This is a genomic window from Jiella soli (genome assembly GCF_020615385.1).
GTDB lineage: Bacteria > Pseudomonadota > Alphaproteobacteria > Rhizobiales > Rhizobiaceae > VKMB-3413.
This window is the reverse complement of sequence record NZ_JAJAVB010000048.1, coordinates 52,733-70,718: the sequence shown is the minus strand read 5'-3', so window position 1 is coordinate 70,718 and position 17,986 is coordinate 52,733. Positions and strand designations below refer to the sequence as shown.

Sequence of the window (17,986 nt, the reverse complement as noted above, 5' to 3'; positions counted from 1 at the left end):
AGGCAGCGAGCTGCCGGAGGAGAAGGCGCCGTCCTTCGCCACGGTCAGCCGTCGCGGCAAGGGATCTCGCCGCGACTGGGGGAGCCTCTGAAGCCCGCCTCCCTTCAGGGGAGGCGCTCTTCCTCAGGCGACCCGGCGCAGATGGGAGCCGGCCCCGCGTGAACCGGACGATCCCGCCTCCGTATCGTCGATCCGGAAGCGCTCGACGATGGTGCCGAGGCGATGGGCGTCGTTGGCGAGTGCCTGTGCGGCCGCGGTCGTCTCCTCGACCAGCGCGGCGTTCTGCTGGGTGATCTTGTCCATCTGGTCTGCGGTGCCCGACACCTCCTTCAGGCTCACCGCTTGTTCCCGGGCGGAATCGGCGATCTGGCCGATCACGCTGGCCATGGCCGTGACCTCCTCGACGATCTCGTCGAGGCTCTTGCCGGACGCTGTGACGAGGTCCACCCCGGCCTCGACCTCGGCGCTCGATGCGGAAATCAGCGTCTTGATCTCCTTGGCTGCCTCGGCCGAACGCTGCGCGAGCGCGCGCACTTCCTGGGCAACGACAGCAAAGCCCTTGCCCGCCTCGCCGGCCCGCGCGGCCTCGACGCCTGCATTCAGCGCCAGGAGGTTGGTCTGGAAGGCGATCTCGTCGATGACGCCGATGATGTGGTTGATCTTCTCGGAGGAAGCCTCGATCCGGCTCATCGCGTCGACCGCCTTGGCCACGATCTCGCCGCCCTTTTCCGCTTTCTGGCGGGCGGACGCGGCGGTCTTCTGAGCCTGGGCAGAACTTTCCGCGGTCCGGCCGACCGCGCCGCTCACTTCGCCCAGTGCGGCGACCGTCTCTTCGAGGCTCGCCGCCTGCCGTTCGGTGCGGTTCGCCAGGTCGCCGGAGGAATTAGCGATCTCCGTCGTCGCGCCCTGGACGGTCGCCACGGTCGAGGAAACCTCGCCGAGCGCCCGCGAGAGCGCGGAAATGGCAGTGTCGAAATCTGCGCCGATCTTGGCGAAGCTCTTCGGCAGGCGGCCGGAGAGCCGAACCCTGAGATCGCCGCCCGCGACATCCTTCAGCCCGGCCGCCAGCGCGTCCATCGCGTCCGATTGTTCCTTCGCGGCGGCCTCTTCGGCGGCCCGCGCCTTGGCCTGTTCCTCGCGCATGTCGACCATGATCGTCATGTCCACGAGGAAGACCAGTTCCGCCGGGCGTCCGTCGATCTCACCCATGATCAGCGTCACGAAACCCGGGAAGGTCGTTCCGTCGAGGCGCTTCACCGTCCACTCGAAGCGTTCGATACCGTTCTTCTTCAGGTTCTGGTCGTGCTGCTTCGCCCGCTCCGAGCTCTTCGTCCCGCAGGCCTGGGTCTCAGGCGAGATCGCGCTCGGCGAAAGCCCGACGATCTTGTCGCGACCGCCCCGCAGGAAGCGTTCCGTCGCCGGATTGCAGTCGCGGATTACTCCGTCCTGCACGACATAATAGGCATCCGGCGAGACCCGAAGGACCGCGTCCGCGAACTGTTCCTGATACGACCGCTTCTGCTTCCCGAATGCGCTTAACACGGATTATTCCCCCCTTATTGGACGAGGAGTAACCATAAGTTTCACGGGTGAAGAAATACTTAGCAGCCATTGGCCTGCCTCTGGCGAAGCCGGCCCCCAAGCGGGGATAGGCGCCCCGCCCGACGGCCCCGAGGGCGCCGCCGCCCCCCGGTGGCTTGGCGGGACGCCGACCGGCCCGTCACAGCATCGGTCGGCCGCCGGTGACCGGCACCAGCGCGCCGGTGATGTAGGTGGCATCATCCGAGGCGAGAAACACATAGGCGCCGGCGAGCTCCGCCGGCTGGCCCGCACGGCCGAGCGGCGTATTGGAGCCGAAGCTCTTCACCTTCTCCTCCGGCATGGTCGAGGGGATCAGCGGCGTCCAGATCGGCCCCGGCGCGACTGCGTTCACCCGGATCCCCCGGTCGGCGACATACTGGCCGAGCCCGGCGGTGAAGTTCGCGATCGCGCCCTTGGTGGTCGCATAGGCGAGAAGCTGCGGTGTCGGGCTCGTGGCATTGATCGAGCTGGTGTTGAGGATCACGCCGCCCGGCTCCATCCGGGCGACCGCGGCCTTCGACAAATAGAACATCGAATAGATGTTGGTGCGGAAGGTGACGTCCCATTCCTCGGCCGAGATGTCCTCGATCTTCTCAAAGGTCGCCTGGTGGGCGGCGTTGTTGACGAGGATGTCGAGCCGGCCGAACTCGGCATAGGCCTTGTCGATCAGGCCGTTGCAGAAGGCTTCGTCCTTGACGTCGCCGGCGACCGTGACCGCCTTGCGGCCGGCCTTCTCCACCCAGCGCGCGGTCTCCTTGGCGTCCTCGTGCTCGTCCCAATAGGCGACGATGACGTCGGCACCCTCGCGGGCATAGGCGATGGCGACGGCACGGCCGATGCCGGAATCGCCGCCGGTGATGATCGCCACGCGATCCTTGAGCTTGCCGGAGCCCTTGTAGCTCTCTTCGCCATGGTCGGGCTTCGGCGCCATGTCGCCGGTCGAACCGGGCATGCCCTGTTGCTGGTCGCGCTGCTCAGGGCGCGGATAGCAATTGCGGGGATCGAGAGCCATTGGGAGCATCCTTCATGTCGTAAGGCGGGTTAGGCAGCGCGCACCGCAAAATCCTCCGAGAAAACCCCGGGTCGCGCCAAGCCTTTGCGCCGACAAGCCGAAATCGGTGGCAGGGGTTCCGGATCGGAGCCGGCGCATCCGCTAGCCGGCCAAGCGACCTGTCGCGGTGCCCTCACCCAACCAAGGCCGCAACCCGTTCGAACCCGGGAAGGCCTTGCCGGATCATGCACGATCATGCATAAACCCGCATAACATTGCATGAATGGCGAGACCACGTGACCACATCCGCGACCACAGCCCCGCTCCTCACCCGCCAGCGCCAGGACCTCATCCGCCAGCGGCTCGAGCGGGACGGGCGTGTCCTGGCCGGTCCCCTGGCGCAGGAACTCGCCGTGTCCGAGGACACCATCCGCCGCGATCTGCGCGAACTCGCAGCGCTCGGCGCCTGCGAGCGCGTCTATGGCGGCGCGGTCAGGCGCGCGCCAAAGGCCGGGCTGATGGCGGACCGCGTCCTGGCGCAGACCGAGGAGAAATCGCGGCTCGGCAAGACGGTCGCCGGTCTGATCGAACCGGGCGAGACCGTCTTCATCGATGCCGGCTCGACCAATGTCGCGGTCGCCGCGGCGCTGCCGCACGGAGCGCGCCTGACGGTGGTCACCAATTCGCCGGCCGTCGCATCGGCGGTGCCGCCGGACGCCGGCATCGAGATCGTTCTTCTCGGGGGGCGGTTCGACCCCAGATTGGGGGCCTGCCTCGGGGCGCGGACGCTTCGCGAGGCCGGACGGCTGCGCCCCGACGTCATGATCATCGGGGCCTGCGGTATCGATCCGGTCGCGGGCATCACCGCTTCCGAGGTCGAAGAAGCCGAGCTGAAGCTGGCACTCGCGACGGCAAGCCACCAGGTCATGGTCGCGGCGACCGCAGACAAGCTCGGCACGGCCGCCCCCTTCGCCATCATCGCGGCCGATCGGCTGAACCGGCTGGTGGTCGAGGCCCATGCGGACCCGGTGCTCGTTTCCGCCTTCGAGGACAAGGGCGTGCGCGTCAGCCGCGTTTCCGGCTGACGGCCCCGCGCCATTTTGAAGATCAACCAGAGAAAGAATCCTCGCTTGACCGTCAACACCATGGCTCTCGACCGGGCCGGCTTCTTTCCGCCCGCCCGCACGGCGGTTGCAATCGCCTTCCTGGTCAACGGATTCGCCATCGGGTCCTGGGCGCCGCAGGTGCCGATCCTCGCCGGCCGGCTCGGCTTTTCCGAGGGCGCGCTGGGGCTCCTGATCCTCGTCTTCGGCCTCGGCGCAGTGGCGGCCATGCCGGCGATCGGGGCTGCGATCTCGCGCGGCGGCTCGCGCCGACCGCTGATCGCGACCCACCTCCTGCTCGCGCCCGCCCTGACGCTTCTCGTCGTCGCGCCGAGCCCGCTTCTCGCCGTCCCCGCGATCTTCTTCTTCGGCATGATGCTCGGCGGGATGGACGTCGCGATGAACGCCAATGCCGTCGCGGTCGAGCGCGGCATGGGCCGGGCGATCATGTCGTCCTGCCATGGCTTCTGGTCGATGGGCGGCATGATCGGAGCGGGGATCGGCGGTCCGGTCATCGCGGCGCTGGGCGCGCCGGCCCATGCCGTCCTTGCCGGCCTCCTGACCCTCGCCGCGCTCCTCGTCGTCGTGAAGCTCGGGCATGACGACCGGCTCGACCACGAGGCGGCGCAAGAAACGGGCGGCGGCGGGGGCCTTGCCGCGATCATCGCGGCGGCGCGGCGCGACCGCTCGGCGCTCGTGACGGCGCTCGCCATCGGCGTGTTCGCGCTGATCGCCATGCTGCCGGAGGGCGCGGCGATCGACTGGAGCGCGATCTATCTGCGCGGGACGCTCGGCGCCGACGTCGTCACGTCGGGGCTCGCCTTTGCAGCCTTCTCGGCGGCCATGGCGACCTTCCGCTTCCTCGGCGACGGCATCCGCGACCGGCTCGGCGCGGTCAACACGGTGCGGCTGTTCTCCCTCGTCGCGGCGAGCGGCCTCCTCCTCACCGGGCTCGGCGGCAGCCTGCCGATCGTCATCTGCGGCTTCGCGCTGACCGGTATCGGCCTGTCGAACATCGTGCCGATCGCCTTTTCCGCCGCCGGCAACGTTCCCGGCCTCAAGCCCGGCATCGGCATCTCGATCGCCACCGCCATCGGCTATTCCGGCGGGCTCTTGGCGCCCTCGGCGATCGGCCTCCTTGCCGAGAGCGTCGGCCTCGCCGACGTCTATGTCGGCATGTCCGCGCTCGTTCTCGTCGTTCTCGCCCTTTCCGGCATGATGGCGGGTGCCGACGCGCGCAAGGCCTGAGAGACCTCGATCACCGCACCCTGGCATCCTCCAGCATCATCTCGGCGCCCTTGTCGGCGATCATGATGGTCGGCGAATTGGTGTTGCCGGAGGTGATCGTTGGCATCACCGAAGCGTCGATCACCCTGAGGCCCCTGATGCCGCGGACGCGAAGCCGTTCGTCGACCACCGCCATCCTGTCGTCCTCGGTGCCCATCTTGGCGGTGCCGACCGGGTGGAAGATCGTCGTGCCGAGATCGCCGGCAGCCACCAGCATCTCCGCGTCCGAGGCGATGTGCGCGCCGGGCTTCACCTCCTCCGGCCGGTAGGCTTCGAGCGGCTTCTGCGACACGATGCGCCTTGCCCATTTCAGGGAATCCACTGCGACGCGCCTGTCGGTCTCGGTGGAGAGGTAGTTCGGGCGAATGTCCGGCCGGTCCTCGGCCTTGGGACCCGACATGTGGATCGAGCCGCGGCTCGTCGGCCTCAGATTGCAGACGCTGGCGGTGAAGGCCGAAAAGCGGTGCAGGCCATGGCCCCAGTCGTCCAGCGACAGCGGCTGGAAGTGGAATTCGAGATTGGCCGTCTCGTATTCGGGCGACGACTTCACGAAGGCGCCGACCTGGCTCGGCGCCATGGTCAGCGGCCCGCGCCGGCGGAACAGATAGCTCGCGCCCATCAACGCCCGGGAGACGAGGTTCCAGTATTCGGTGTTCAGCGTCTTGATGCCGTGGACCCTGTAGATCGGCCGGATCTGCAGATGGTCCTGGAGGTTCTCGCCGACGCCCGGCAGATGGTGGACCGCCTCGATGCCGTGCGCCTTCAGCCGCTCGGCCGCGCCGATGCCGGAGCGCTCGAGGATCAGCGGCGAGCCCACCGCCCCCGCGGCGAGCACGATTTCGCCGCGCACGCCGGCGGTCATCGTCTCGCCGGCCCTGCGATAGGTGACCGAGACCGCGCGCCCGTCCTCGAGGTTCACGCGCTCGACGGTCACGCCCGTCTCGACCCTGAGGTTCGGCCGCTTCATCGCCGGCTTCAGGAAGCCGCGCGCCGCGCTCCAGCGCCGGCCGGCCCTCTGGTTGACCTGGAAATAGGCGGAGCCCGTGTTGTCGCCGGTGTTGAAATCGGCGATCTTCTTCACCCCCGCCGCCTCCGCCGCGTCGCGCACGCGGTCGAGGATCTCCCAGCTTATGCGCGGATGCTCGACCCGCCACTCGCCGCCGGCACCGTGGAACGCGCTTTCGCCCTCCACATGGTCCTCGACCCGCTTGAACACCGGCAGGACGTCGCCCCAGCCCCAGCCCTGAAGCCCCAGCTGGCGCCAGTGGTCGTAGTCGGCGGCCTGGCCGCGCATGTAGATCATGGCGTTGATCGCCGAAGAGCCGCCCAGCACCTTTCCGCGCGGATAGGCGAGCGCACGCCCGTTCAGTCCGGTCTCGGCAGCGGTCTTGAACATCCAGTCGGCGCGCGGATTGCCGATGGCGAAGAGATAGCCGACCGGGATGTGGAACCAGATCCAATTGTCCTTGCCCCCGCCCTCCAGAAGCAGGACCCGGTTCTTCGGATCGGCCGACAGGCGGTTGGCGAGGACGCAGCCCGCCGACCCCGCGCCCGCGATCACGTAGTCGTAGGTCTCTGCCGGGTTCTTCCCGTTCATGGCGTCCTCCCGAAGCGTCTCCCGCAACCGGCATACAACGCCCCGCCGGGCGGCTCCACCCGGACGGAAGACGCAAGAAGGGCAACCCGGCCGGCCACGGCCGCCCTTTCGCTCCGGTAGCGTCGGGCCGCAGATCCCGTCGCGACGATGAAGGCTTCACCCGTCAAAGCCTGCGCCCTTCATTCGGCCAGCCGGCTTTACGGGGGAGAAAGGAGCGTCGCGCTAGCCTCCCCGCAATCGGCCCGGCGCGAAGGCGAAATCCGATGCACAAATTCCTTGTCCTGATGGTGTTCTCGTCGCTGGTGGCGCTTGCCGCCCCCTCGGTGTTCGAGCGTTACGAGGCGGCGATGCTGTCGGGCGAGGTCGAGGAACTCGATCCCGCGCCGAGCCTCGTCGAGGCGGCCGCGCCCGCCGCGCCGCGCCCCGCCGGCCGCACCACGGAACTTCAGGCTGACCGGGCCGGGCATTTCCGCACCGACGCACGGCTCAACGGCCAGTTCGTGCCGGTTCTGGTCGACACGGGCGCGACCCTCGTCGCGCTCGACGAGACGACGGCACGCCGGCTCGGTGTCGCACCCCCGCCCGCCGCATGGCGCGAAACGGTCCGAACCGCGAATGGCGAGGCGCCTGCCGCGCGCACGCGGATCGCCCGCGTGTCGCTCGGGCCGATCGAGATCACCAATGTCGATGCGATCGTGCTCCATGACGGGCAGCTGCCGGTGACGCTGCTCGGCATGAGCTTTCTCAACCGCCTCGATGGCTTTTCGATCGAGAACGGGCGGCTGGTGCTGAGGCAGTAGCGGCCGACCGCCGGCGAGCAGCCGAATCTCAGCCGACGCGGGCGATCACCGCCGGGCCCGGCGCCGCGACGGCCTCGTCGGACAGTCGATAGGCCGCACGCAGCATCGCGGCGGCGCGGGCAAAGGCGTCCTCGCTGCGGGCATGGATGGTGCCGAGCCGATCGCCCGCCTCCAGTTGCGAGCCGATGCGCGCAAGGCCGGTGAGCCCGACGGCATGGTCAATTTCGTCCTGCGGCCGGGTCCGCCCGCCGCCGAGCTCGACAACCGCGAGCCCAAGCGCGCGCGCGTCGACGGCAGCGACATGGCCGGCGGACTCCGCCGTCACCTCCCGCACCACCGGCGCCTTCGGCAGATACGCCCCCATCCGCTCCACGAAATCGCCGGGGCCGCCGAGCGCCTTGACCATGCGGCCGAAAACCTCCGCCGCTTGCCCGTCCGCGAGGGCCTTCGCCGCCATCGCCCGTCCCGCGTCCGGCGTTTCGGCAAGACGCGCCAGCACCAGCATCTCCGCGGCGAGCGCCAGCGTCACCGCTTCCAGCGCGCCGTCGTGATGGTCACCGGTGAGGAAGCGCACGGCGTTCTCCACTTCGACCGCATTGCCGGCGGCCGAGGCCAGAGCCTCGTCCATGCGGGTGAGGAGCGCGGTGGTCGCAAGGCCGGCGCCATTGGCGACCGCGACGAGGCCTTCGGCCAGCGCGCGGGCGTCCTCCTCCTTCGCCATGAAGGCGCCGGAGCCGGATTTGACGTCGAGGACGAGGCCCTGAAGCCCCGCCGCGAGCTTCTTCGACAGGATCGAGGCGGTGATCAGCGGGATCGATTCCACCGTCGCCGTCACGTCGCGGACGGCATAGAAGCGCTTGTCGGCCGGCGCGAGGCGGCCGGTCTGGCCGATGATCGCGCAGCCGACGTCGCGGACCGTGCGGCGGAAGGTCTCGTTGTCGGGCGTGACGCTGTAGCCGGGGATCGCCTCCATCTTGTCGAGCGTGCCGCCGGTATGGCCGAGGCCACGGCCGGAGATCATCGGCACGGCTGCCCCGCAGACGGCGACGATCGGGGCGAGCATCAGCGAGACATTGTCGCCGACGCCGCCGGTCGAGTGCTTGTCGACGACCGGGCGGTCGAGGCCGGACCAGTCGAGCGTGTCGCCGGAATCGCGCATCGCTTCGGTCAGCGCGACGGTCTCAGCCGAAGTCATCCCCCGAAAGAACACCGCCATGGCAAAGGCCGCGACCTGGCCCTCGGTGACCCGCTCGTCTTCGAACCCGGCGATAAAGGCCTTGATGGCCTCGGGGTCGAGCGCACCACCGTCGCGCTTTTGCCGGATCAGTTCCTGGGGGAGGATCATCGTGTGCGCCCCCGCATTCTCTCGCGACGGTCGTGCCCGAGGCGCCCCCCTCTGTCCTGCCGGACATCTCCCCCGCAAGGGGGGAGATCACGCGCTTCGTCGATGGCGCCCATTCTGTCGATGTTGCTGCGATCGGAGGGGCGAGCGAGCGGGCTGAGACGTCCGCGCAAGATCGATCTCCCCCCTTGCGGGGGAGATGGGCGGCAGCCCAGAGGGGGGCGTGCAGCCGCAGACGTAAGACGCATAGCCATCAATACCCCGCCTTCTCGCCGGCCCTCTCGCGCCCCTCGAATACCGCGAGGAGATCCCCCAGAACGCCGGAAGCGCCCAGCCGGAAGCGTTCAGCCGTCGGGTAGTCCTTGCCGCAGATCGATTCGGCGAGCGTCATGTAGCCGTCGGCGTCCTCGAAGGTCTTGATCCCGCCGGCCGGCTTGAAGCCCACCGTCGACCCGGCCTTGGCGATCTCCTCGAGGAGGATGCGCGCCGAGGCGGGGGTCGCGTTGACCTCCACCTTGCCGGTCGAGGTCTTCAGGAAGTCGGTGCCGCCGGCAAGCGCTGCGCGGCAGGCCGTGCGGATGGCGGGTTCGTCGAAGAGCTTGCCGGTCTCGAGGATCGTCTTCAGCCGTGCCGGACCGCAGGCGGCCTTCACCGTGCGAACCTGCGCCTCGACGAAGCCCGGATCCTCGACCAGGCGCGAATAGGCGATCACCATGTCGATCTCGTCGGCGCCGTCGGCGACCGCCTGCTTCGCCTCCATCACCGTTTCGTCGACATCGTCGCCGCCGGCCGGGAAGTTGACGACCGTGGCGATGCGGATGCCCGGCACGAGATGCTGGCGGGCATAGGCAACGAAACGTGGCCAGATGCAGATCGCGGCCGTCGGTCCCGCCGGCGTTGCCGCGCGCAGGCAGAGCGCGGCTATGTCGTCCTGCGTACAGTCGTCGTTGAGATTGGTGAGGTCCAGCCGACCGATCAGCTCGGCCGCCCGCCTGCGGCGCGCCACGTCATCCATCGAAAGCTCCATCGGCCAGCATGCGCTCGACGAGGCGCGCGAGCCGCGCACCGCCCATCGGCGCCATGGTCTTGGTCTCCTCGTGGGAGAGTTCGCCACCGGTCATGCCGGCGGCGAGATTGGTGATCACCGACGCCGCGACGACCCTGAGGCCGAAGAAGCGGGCAAGGATCGTCTCCGGCACGGTCGACATGCCGACCGCGTCGGCGCCGAGCGTCCTCGCCATCCGGATCTCCGCCGGCGTCTCGAATGAGGGGCCGGAGAACCACATGTAGACGCCGGTGGAGACCGGCTCACCGAGCGCCCCTGCCGCGGCCGAAAGCCTTTCCCGCAGATCCGGGTCGTAGGCGGCGGTCATGCCGACGAAGCGCCCGTCGGAGGCCTCGCCGATCAGGGGATTCATGCCGGAAAAGGCGATGTGATCCTCGACGATCATCACAGATCCCGGCGGCATGTCCTCGCGCACCGAGCCGGCGGAATTGGTGAGGAACAGTGCCCTGACGCCGAGATCGCGCAGCGCCTCGATCACCGGGCGCATCACCGCCGCATCGCCCTTCTCGTAATAGTGGACGCGGCCAGAGAGAAAGAGGACTTCGCGCCCGCCGAGCCGCCCCGCGATGACCTTGCCCGCATGGCCGGACACGCCGCTCGCGGGAAAGCCCGGCACTTCGGAGAACGGCACGTTCAGCGGCGCCTCGACCCTCTCCACCAGGCTGCCGAGACCGGAGCCCAGCACCATCGCCATCACCGGCCGGCGCTCGCCGAGCCGGAACCGCAGATATTCTGCCGACGGGCTCATCCGAGCGTGTCCGTGTCGAAGGCACGCGGCAGGAGTTCGCCCATCGAGACGCTCTCCTTCACCCCGCCGTCGATGTCGCAGAGATGGACGCGCGTCTCGGCCGAGGCGAATTCGGCGATGCGCTGCCGGCAGCCGCCGCAGGGCGAGCACAGCGGCAGCTTCTCGGCGACGACGGCGATCTCGGCGATCCGGCCACCGCCGTCCATCACCATGTGCGCGATCGCCGTCGTCTCGGCGCACCAGCCCTCGGGAAAGCTCACCACTTCGATGTTGCAGCCGGCAAAGATCCGCCCGTCCGTGGTCCGCAGCGCCGCCCCGACGGGAAATTTCGAATAGGGCGCGTGCGCCTTGCGCATGGCGGATTTCGCCTTGGCGAAGAGATCGTCGGCCATGGTCAAGAACCCCGATGCAGCATGAACACTTGCTACCTTTCCTTCACATAGGGCACGCCCCCGGCCTTGGGCGGCGTCGCCTTGCCGACGAAGCCGGCCAAGAGGATCACGGTCAGGATATAGGGCAGCGCCTGCACGAACTGCACCGAGATCTGGCCGACGACCGGGAGTTCGACACCCTGCACGCGGATCGAGATCGCGTCGAGGAAGCCGAACAAGAGGCAGGCGAACATCACCGGCACCGGCTTCCAATTGGCGAAGATCAGCGCGGCGAGCGCGATGTACCCCTTGCCGGCGGTCATGTCGCGGGTGAAGCCGGCGGCCTGCGCAACCGAGAGATAGGTGCCGGCAAAGCCGGTGAGGACGCCGCAGATGATGACCGCGCGATAGCGCAGGAAGGCGACCGATATGCCGGCGGTGTCGACCGCGGCGGGGTTCTCGCCGACGGCCCGAAGGCGCAGGCCGAAGCGGGTGCGAAACAGCACCCACCAGGTCAGCGGCACCATCGCGAAGGCGACATAGACGAGCAACGTCTGCCCGGAGATCACCTCCGAATAGATCGGCCCGAGGACGGGCACGCCTGCCAGCGCCTCCTCGCCCGGCAGGTGGATCGACGTGAAGCGGCCGCCGCCGAAGAGGCTCGGCGTGCGCCCGCCCTGGCCGAACCAGCTCTGGCCGAGAATGATCGTCAGGCCCGCGGCGATGAAGTTGATGGCGACGCCGGAGACGATCTGGTTGCCGCGATAGGTGATCGAGGCGAGGCCGTGGATGAGCGAGAAGAGGATCGCTGCGCCGATGCCGACGAGGAGGCCGAGGAAGGCGGATCCCCAGACGGCGGCGGCCGAGGCCGAGGCGAAGGCAGCGATCAGCATCTTGCCTTCGAGGGAGATGTCGAAGATGCCGGAGCGCTCGGAGTAGAGCCCGGCAAGCGCTGCGAAGAGCAGCGGCGTCGACAGGCGGATGGTGGAATCGACGATGTCGAGGGCGATGCCGAGATCCATCAGCGCGCCTCCGGAAGATTGGCGCCGGCCGGCTCCTCCTTGCGGAAGCGGACCCATTGATAGGCTGCGCCGACGCCCGGCCGGAACATGTTTTCCAGCGCGCCGGCGAAGAGGATGACGAGGCCCTGGATGATGACGATCATGTCGCGCGAGATCGACGGCATGTCGAAGGCGAGTTCCGCCCCACCCTGATAGAGCACGCCGAAGAGGAGGGCCGCCGGAATGATGCCGGCGGGATGGCCGCGGCCCATCAGCGCGACGGCGATGCCGACGAAACCGGCGCCGCCGGGAAAGTCGATGACGACGCGGTATTGGTCGCCCATCACCGGGTTGAGCGCCATCATGCCGGCGAGCCCGCCGGAGATCATCATGGTGACGACGATCAGCCGCGTCTCCGACATGCCGGCATAGCGCGCTGCGCGCGGCGAGAAGCCGAGCGTGCGGATCTCGTAGCCGAGCCGGGTGCGCCAGATCAGCACCCAGACGAGGAGGGCCGCGAGGAGCGCGACGAAGATCGAGACGTTGAGCGGCGCGCCGCCGAGATTCGAGCCGAACAGCGTAAAGAGCCCTTTCAGCTTCGGCAGCTGCCCGCCTTCGACGAAGGTCGCGGACTCCGGCGCCATCGTGCCCGCCGGCTTCAGCACCCCCACCAGGAGATAGACCATCAGCGCGGCGGCGATGAAGTTGAACATGATGGTGGTGATGACGATGTGGCTGCCGCGCCTGGCCTGGAGATAGGCCGGGATCAGCGCCCAGAGCGCACCGCAGGCAAAGGACAGGACGACCGCCAGCGGCAGGTTCAGCCACCAGGGCAGGACCGCCCCGAGCGACAGCGACACCACGGCGACGCCGAGCCCGCCGACATAGGCCTGTCCCTCACCGCCGATGTTGAACAGCCCGCCATGGAAGGCGACCGCGACGGCGAGGCCGGTGAAGATGAAATTGGTGGCGTAGTAGAGGGTGAAGCCGACGCCCTCGCCATAGCCGAAGGCGCCGCGCAGCATCAGCGCCGCGGCCTTGAGCGGGCTTTCGCCGACCGCGAGCACCACGAGACCCGCGACCGCGAAGGCAACGACGAGATTGATCAGAGGGATCAGGCCGTAGTCGATCCAGCGCGGGAGTTTCGCATAGGGGCGGCTCATCGGCGCGTCAGCCTTCGATGGGTGGAGAGGCCGGACTTGATGCCGGGCGATCGTCGGGCGGCGATCTCGGCGCGTCGAGCTCTGCTCCGTCTACGCCCTTCGGCTGCACCCCGCTCTGCCGCGCACCGTGGCGCTCCGCCATGGGCGCAATGGGTAGACGCCAGCATCATGACGCGCTCGTCAGATCGACCCGGCCATCGTCGCTGAGCCGCCAGAAGGGGTTGTGCGCGACCTCCCAGAGATGACCGTCCGGATCGCGGAAATTGCCGGAATAGCCGCCCCAGAACACCTTCTTGGGCGGTTTCACCGGGCTCGCACCGGCATCCACTGCGCGGGCGTAGAACGCATCGACCGCCTCAGGGCTCTCGAAGTTCACCGCCAGCGCCATTGAGCCGGAGCCTTCCGGCAGTTCGCCTTCGCCGCCGTCGGCGATCATCTCGGTGCGGTCCCAGAGCGACAGGATGATGCCCTCGCCGAGCATGAAGGCAGTCGATTCCACGCTCGCCTCGGACTTTTCCCATCCGAGCGCGGCGTAGAAGGCGACCGAGCGGGCGACATCCGCGACGCCGAGGGTTATCAGTGTCACGCGGGCGGAATTCACTCGGCAGCCTCCCTTTCCTCGACGCCGGCCATCAAGAGGCCGAGTTCGCCCTCGGCCGCCTCCGGCCCACGCTCGCCGACGATCTTGCCGGCAAACATCACCAGGATACGATCCGTCAGCGCGCGGATTTCGTCGAGCTCGACCGAGACCAGCAGGATCGCCTTGCCGGCGTCGCGCATGGCGACGATCCGCTTGTGGATGAACTCGATCGCCCCGACATCGACGCCCCGGGTCGGCTGGCCGATCAGGAGAACGTCGGGATCGCGCTCCATCTCTCGCGCCAGCACGATCTTCTGCTGATTGCCGCCGGAAAAGTTCGAGGTCTTCAGCCGGCAGTCCGGCGGACGGATGTCGTAGTCGGCGATCTTTTTCCTGGCATCGCGGCGCATGGCGTCGCGGTCGAGAAGCAGCCCCTTTCGAAAGCGCGCGTCGTCCTGATAGCCTAAAATGGCGTTCTCGTTTTCCTCGAAGGGCAGGACGAGGCCCATATAATGGCGGTCCTCGGGCACATGGGCGCAGCCGATCTTCCGGATCGCCGCCGGGTCGGCCTCGCGCACCGGGTCGATGTCGCGGCCGAGAAGGCGAATCTCGCCCCGCTCCGCCCGCCTGATCCCGGAAATCGCCTCGAGAAGCTCGCTCTGGCCGTTGCCGGCGACGCCGGCAATGCCGACGATCTCTCCGGCCCGGACGTCGAAGGAGACGTCGTCGACCATGACGACGCCGCGCCCGTCGCGGACGGTCAGGTTGCGGACGGAGAGCTTCACATCGGCCGGCCTCGCCTCGCCCTTGTCGACCGTCAGGAGGACGCGGCGTCCGACCATCAGCTCGGCGAGTTCCCCGACGGAGGTCTCGGCGGTCTTGCGCGTCGCCACCATCTCGCCCTGCCGCATGACCGAGACGGCGTCGGTGATCGCCATGATCTCCCGCAGCTTATGGGTGATCAGGATGATCGTCTTGCCCTCGTCGCGCAGTTGTTTCAGCACGGCGAAGAGGTGGTCGGCCTCGGCCGGGGTGAGGACGCCGGTCGGCTCGTCGAGGATCAGGACGTCGGCCCCGCGATAGAGCGCCTTCAGGATCTCGACCCGCTGCTGCAGGCCGACCGGCAGTTCCTCGACGACCGCGTCGGGATCGACATCGAGCGAATGCTCCTCGGCGAGCCGCTTCAGCTCGGCCCGCACGGCGGCGATGCCTTGCCTCAGGAGCGGCGACTTCTCGGCGCCGAGCATGACGTTCTCGACCACGGTGAAGTTGTGGACGAGCATGAAATGCTGGTGGACCATGCCGATGCCGGCGGCGATGGCCGCGTTCGGATCGACGATTTCGACCGCCTTCCCGCCGACCCGGATCTCGCCGCGATCGGCCTGGTAGAAGCCGTAGATGATCGACATCAGGGTCGATTTGCCCGCGCCGTTCTCGCCGACGATCCCGTGGATCGTGCCGCGCTCGACCTCGAGGTTGATGTTCCTGTTCGCCCGTACCGCGCCGAAGCTCTTGTCGATATCGATGAGTTCGATCGCGGGTTCAGCCATGCGGAGGGTGCTCAAACAACGGGTTGCGTCGGCCGAAGACTAGTTGGGCGGAACGCAGATTGCCAGTCTCCGGCAAATGAGTTTCCCCCGGCGGGAAAGGCGGCCATTGCGTCCCGTCCATGCCTCGCCGCATGATGCGCCGGCAGGACGAACGGGGGAGGCCGCCGCAGCGACGCCATGGAGGAGCAAGATCGACCGGCCGCAAAGCGACAGGCCCCGCCCCGGCGCGCCGCCTTCCGCGCCTTCGTGCCGCTGACCACGCGCTGGTCCGACAATGACGTCTACGGCCATATGAACAATGTCGTGCACTATCAGCTCTTCGACACGGCGGTGAATTCCTGGCTGATCGCCGAGGGGTTGCTCGATCTGTCCCAAGGCGAGACGATAGGCCTCGTCGTGGAAACCGGCTGCCGCTATCATCGCGAGATGGCCTTCCCGGATCGGGTGACGGCGGGTATCCGTGTCGGCCGGCTGGGGACGTCCTCGATCCGCTACGAGATCGGCCTGTTCCGAGAGGACGAGGAGTGCGCGGCAGCGGACGGCTTCTTCGTCCATGTCGCGGTCGACCAGACGACGCGGCGGCCGGTGGCCATCAGCGGGACAATGCGCGAAAAGCTTCAGGAGATCGCAGGATGAGCCAGTCTGAAGATGCGGACGGCAGCCGGATCGAGGACCTCGAGGTCATGGTCGCCCATCAGGCGAAGGAGATCGAGGAATTGTCGGGCGAGCTTGCCCAGGCCTTCGAGACGATCAAGCGGATGCAGCGTGCGATCCAGGGGCTGACCGACCGGGTCGGCACGGTCGAGGACATCGCGCTGCCGAAGCCGGAAGCGGGAAAGCCGCCGCACTACTGAGTGGCAGCCTTCCCCGGGCGAATGTCTGCGGAAGGCGCCCGGTACGCCTGCGGGACCTATTGCCGGTATTCGTAGGTATAGGACGCGCACATCTCGGCATCCGACTGCGGCACGTCCTGCGTCGTGAAGACCGCAACCATGACCAGGTCCGTTCCCCAGCTGGCGACATAGGTGACCTTGCCCTGGCCGCAGAGCCTGTTGCCATTGAGTAGGACAGGGTCGCCCGGCGTCTTGACGCTGTAGAGCGAGGCGGCGACCTGCTGCCCGTCGACCGTGAAACTGTCGGCGACCAGCTCGTCGAAGGCGAGTTGGTCGCCGTTCTCGAAGGTCATGCCGAAATCGTCCATGGTGACGTCGCCGGTGATCGACATCGCGGTGTTGCTGACCGCGACGAGATTCTCCGCATCCTGGGCGACGGCAGGCCCTCCCGCGATCATGAGAGCGCCGAGGGTGAGAGCTCGAAGGAGGTTCATCACAAATGGCCTTCCGACCGTCGATCCGCAGGGTCTGGCGGGACGACCGGCCACCGCGGACGGGCGGCCGCGAAGCATCCTTGGGTGGATCCGCCGCATTCGCGACCATCCATAGGATGGTTCGCCGCCGCCTTCCATATCTGCGCGTCCGCAGCTCTTGTCGCAGCGTCCGTCCGCCCGCACTGCGGCGCGCGCGGCTGGATCCCGGGCGAGGGCAGACGCGGGGGCGTCATCCTTCTTCGGCGAGGGTCTCCATGACGACGTTGCCGTTCGTGTAGATGCAGATCTCGCCGGCAATCTTCATCGCCCGGCGGGCGATTTCCTCGGCGTCGTAGCCGGTGTCGGCGAGCGCCCGCGCGGCGGCCAGCGCATAATTGCCGCCCGAGCCGATCGCCATCACGCCCTCCTCCGGCTCCAGCACGTCGCCATTGCCGGTCAAGGTGAGGGTGATGGTGCGGTCGGCGACGATCATCATCGCCTCGAGCCGCCTGAGATAGCGGTCCGTGCGCCAGTCCTTGGCGAGCTCGACACAGGCGCGCATCAGCTGGTCGGGATATTGTTCGAGCTTGGCCTCCAGCCGCTCCAGAAGCGTGAAGGCGTCGGCGGTCGCGCCGGCAAAGCCCGCGATCACCTGGCCCTTCTTGCCGATCCGGCGGACCTTGCGGGCATTCCCCTTGATCACCGTATTGCCGAGGGAGACCTGACCGTCGCCGGCGATCACCACCTTGCCGCCCTTGCGGACGGTAACGATCGTCGTCGCATACATCTGCGCCGGGTCGTGCTGTTCCATGCTCATGCTCAGAAAATCCTTCTCATCCGACGCCCGAACCCTCATGCGAGGCGAAGCGGGCCGTCGATCCGCCTCGCATGTGGGCGCGGCGGCGGGATTTGCCAAGCATGGCGTCGCGAGCTACTTCGCCCATCGCGGGATGTCCGGATCCCGCCGCCGGCCTGCCCGTTTCAACCGGGCCGCAATTTTTGCCGGCCGGCTCGCGGGAGTATCGCCATGGCGGACGACAACACGATCGAGCGCAAGACCGCGGTCAAGCCGAAGGTCGAGCGACCGCGCCTGTTCAAGGTCATCCTGATCAATGACGACTTCACGCCGCGCGAATTCGTCGTCAGGGTGCTGAAGGGCGAGTTCCGCCTGTCCGACGATCAGGCGCAGCGCGTGATGGTCACCGCCCATACCAAGGGCTCGTGCGTCGTCTCGGTCTATCCCAAGGACGTCGCGGAGACCAAGGCGAGCCGCGCCACCGAAGCCGGCCAGCGCCGCGGCTACCCGCTGATGTTCACGACCGAGCCCGAGGAATAGGGGCGGCCGCAGACGAGGCTCCACCTGCCTTTTGCCGGCTTACCTCCCTTTCGGGCGACCTTCTTGAACGGCCCTCGCCCCGGCTGCCGGAAAAGCCATAACGAAACGCCATGGCCGACCGTAAACGGATCGCGCGCCACCGGCCGATATGAAGACGGCCGGTG

Annotated in this window: 19 protein-coding genes; 6 read left to right on the top strand and 13 right to left on the bottom strand. The window is 68.1% G+C overall.

What is annotated here, in order from left to right; genetic code table 11:
* Nucleotides 1–123 precede the first annotated feature (123 nt).
* Together LH400_RS25200 and LH400_RS25195 are read right to left on the bottom strand one after the other, a co-directional pair.
* Entirely contained in the window at nt 124–1,542 is a 1,419-nt protein-coding gene (locus LH400_RS25200; protein WP_370638488.1) for a methyl-accepting chemotaxis protein, read from the bottom strand.
* Nucleotides 1,543–1,720: 178 nt separating this feature from the next.
* On the bottom strand, nt 1,721–2,593 hold the full coding sequence (locus LH400_RS25195; protein WP_229156219.1) for an SDR family oxidoreductase: 873 nt from the start codon (nt 2,591–2,593) through the stop codon (nt 1,721–1,723).
* Nucleotides 2,594–2,868: 275 nt separating this feature from the next.
* Here LH400_RS25195 and LH400_RS25190 point away from each other — a divergent pair, with 275 nt between their 5' ends.
* Both LH400_RS25190 and LH400_RS25185 read left to right on the top strand, forming a co-directional pair.
* On the top strand, nt 2,869–3,657 hold the full coding sequence (locus LH400_RS25190) for a DeoR/GlpR family DNA-binding transcription regulator (RefSeq protein ID WP_229156218.1): 789 nt from the start codon (nt 2,869–2,871) through the stop codon (nt 3,655–3,657).
* Nucleotides 3,658–3,717: 60 nt separating this feature from the next.
* Nucleotides 3,718–4,923: an MFS transporter gene (locus LH400_RS25185; protein ID WP_229156338.1), complete on the top strand. Its 1,206-nt coding sequence runs from the start codon at nt 3,718–3,720 to the stop codon at nt 4,921–4,923.
* 10 nt (nt 4,924–4,933) lie between these two features.
* Here the strand turns inward: LH400_RS25185 and LH400_RS25180 are convergent, their stop codons facing one another.
* Nucleotides 4,934–6,559 (bottom strand): GMC family oxidoreductase, encoded by a 1,626-nt coding sequence (locus LH400_RS25180; RefSeq protein ID WP_229156217.1) that lies wholly within the window; start codon nt 6,557–6,559, stop codon nt 4,934–4,936.
* A 263-nt stretch (nt 6,560–6,822) separates the two neighbouring features.
* Between LH400_RS25180 and LH400_RS25175 the strand changes: the two genes are divergently transcribed.
* Complete coding sequence (locus LH400_RS25175; protein ID WP_229156216.1) at nt 6,823–7,359, top strand: retropepsin-like aspartic protease family protein; 537 nt, start codon at nt 6,823–6,825, stop codon at nt 7,357–7,359.
* A gap of 28 nt (nt 7,360–7,387) precedes the next feature.
* Here the strand turns inward: LH400_RS25175 and deoA are convergent, their stop codons facing one another.
* The 8 genes from deoA to LH400_RS25135 form a co-directional block, all read right to left on the bottom strand.
* The gene (gene deoA / locus LH400_RS25170) at nt 7,388–8,704 is read right to left on the bottom strand and encodes a thymidine phosphorylase (RefSeq protein ID WP_229156215.1); all 1,317 of its coding nucleotides are present in this window, start codon (nt 8,702–8,704) and stop codon (nt 7,388–7,390) included.
* A 250-nt stretch (nt 8,705–8,954) separates the two neighbouring features.
* Nucleotides 8,955–9,716, bottom strand: coding sequence for a deoxyribose-phosphate aldolase (gene deoC, locus LH400_RS25165; protein WP_229156214.1), 762 nt, complete (start codon nt 9,714–9,716; stop codon nt 8,955–8,957).
* Complete coding sequence (locus LH400_RS25160; protein WP_229156213.1) at nt 9,709–10,515, bottom strand: purine-nucleoside phosphorylase; 807 nt, start codon at nt 10,513–10,515, stop codon at nt 9,709–9,711. The genes deoC and LH400_RS25160 overlap by 8 nt, the downstream gene beginning before the upstream one ends.
* Nucleotides 10,512–10,907, bottom strand: a complete 396-nt coding sequence (locus tag LH400_RS25155; RefSeq protein WP_229156212.1) for a cytidine deaminase — start codon at nt 10,905–10,907, stop codon at nt 10,512–10,514. Before LH400_RS25155 ends, LH400_RS25160 begins: the two co-directional genes overlap by 4 nt.
* Nucleotides 10,908–10,939: 32 nt before the next feature.
* The gene (locus LH400_RS25150) at nt 10,940–11,908 is read right to left on the bottom strand and encodes an ABC transporter permease (RefSeq protein ID WP_229156211.1); all 969 of its coding nucleotides are present in this window, start codon (nt 11,906–11,908) and stop codon (nt 10,940–10,942) included.
* The gene (locus LH400_RS25145) at nt 11,908–13,050 is read right to left on the bottom strand and encodes an ABC transporter permease (protein ID WP_229156210.1); all 1,143 of its coding nucleotides are present in this window, start codon (nt 13,048–13,050) and stop codon (nt 11,908–11,910) included. The genes LH400_RS25150 and LH400_RS25145 overlap by 1 nt, the downstream gene beginning before the upstream one ends.
* A 166-nt stretch (nt 13,051–13,216) precedes the next feature.
* Entirely contained in the window at nt 13,217–13,636 is a 420-nt protein-coding gene (locus tag LH400_RS25140; RefSeq protein ID WP_229156209.1) for a VOC family protein, read from the bottom strand.
* A gap of 11 nt (nt 13,637–13,647) precedes the next feature.
* Complete coding sequence (locus tag LH400_RS25135) at nt 13,648–15,180, bottom strand: ABC transporter ATP-binding protein (RefSeq protein ID WP_229156208.1); 1,533 nt, start codon at nt 15,178–15,180, stop codon at nt 13,648–13,650.
* A gap of 177 nt (nt 15,181–15,357) precedes the next feature.
* Here LH400_RS25135 and LH400_RS25130 point away from each other — a divergent pair, with 177 nt between their 5' ends.
* Together LH400_RS25130 and LH400_RS25125 are read left to right on the top strand one after the other, a co-directional pair.
* Nucleotides 15,358–15,816 (top strand): acyl-CoA thioesterase, encoded by a 459-nt coding sequence (locus LH400_RS25130; RefSeq protein ID WP_229156207.1) that lies wholly within the window; start codon nt 15,358–15,360, stop codon nt 15,814–15,816.
* Nucleotides 15,813–16,034: a SlyX family protein gene (locus LH400_RS25125; RefSeq protein ID WP_229156206.1), complete on the top strand. Its 222-nt coding sequence runs from the start codon at nt 15,813–15,815 to the stop codon at nt 16,032–16,034. The genes LH400_RS25130 and LH400_RS25125 overlap by 4 nt, the downstream gene beginning before the upstream one ends.
* A gap of 56 nt (nt 16,035–16,090) precedes the next feature.
* Here LH400_RS25125 and LH400_RS25120 read toward each other — a convergent pair whose 3' ends face one another.
* A complete protein-coding gene (locus tag LH400_RS25120; protein WP_229156205.1) occupies nt 16,091–16,507 on the bottom strand; it encodes a hypothetical protein in 417 nt (138 codons plus the stop codon).
* Nucleotides 16,508–16,736: 229 nt separating this feature from the next.
* Entirely contained in the window at nt 16,737–17,297 is a 561-nt protein-coding gene (gene hslV / locus LH400_RS25115) for an ATP-dependent protease subunit HslV (protein WP_304502374.1), read from the bottom strand.
* A 216-nt stretch (nt 17,298–17,513) separates the two neighbouring features.
* Between hslV and clpS the strand changes: the two genes are divergently transcribed.
* The gene (gene clpS / locus LH400_RS25110) at nt 17,514–17,822 is read left to right on the top strand and encodes an ATP-dependent Clp protease adapter ClpS (protein WP_229156204.1); all 309 of its coding nucleotides are present in this window, start codon (nt 17,514–17,516) and stop codon (nt 17,820–17,822) included.
* Nucleotides 17,823–17,986: the final 164 nt, after the last annotated feature.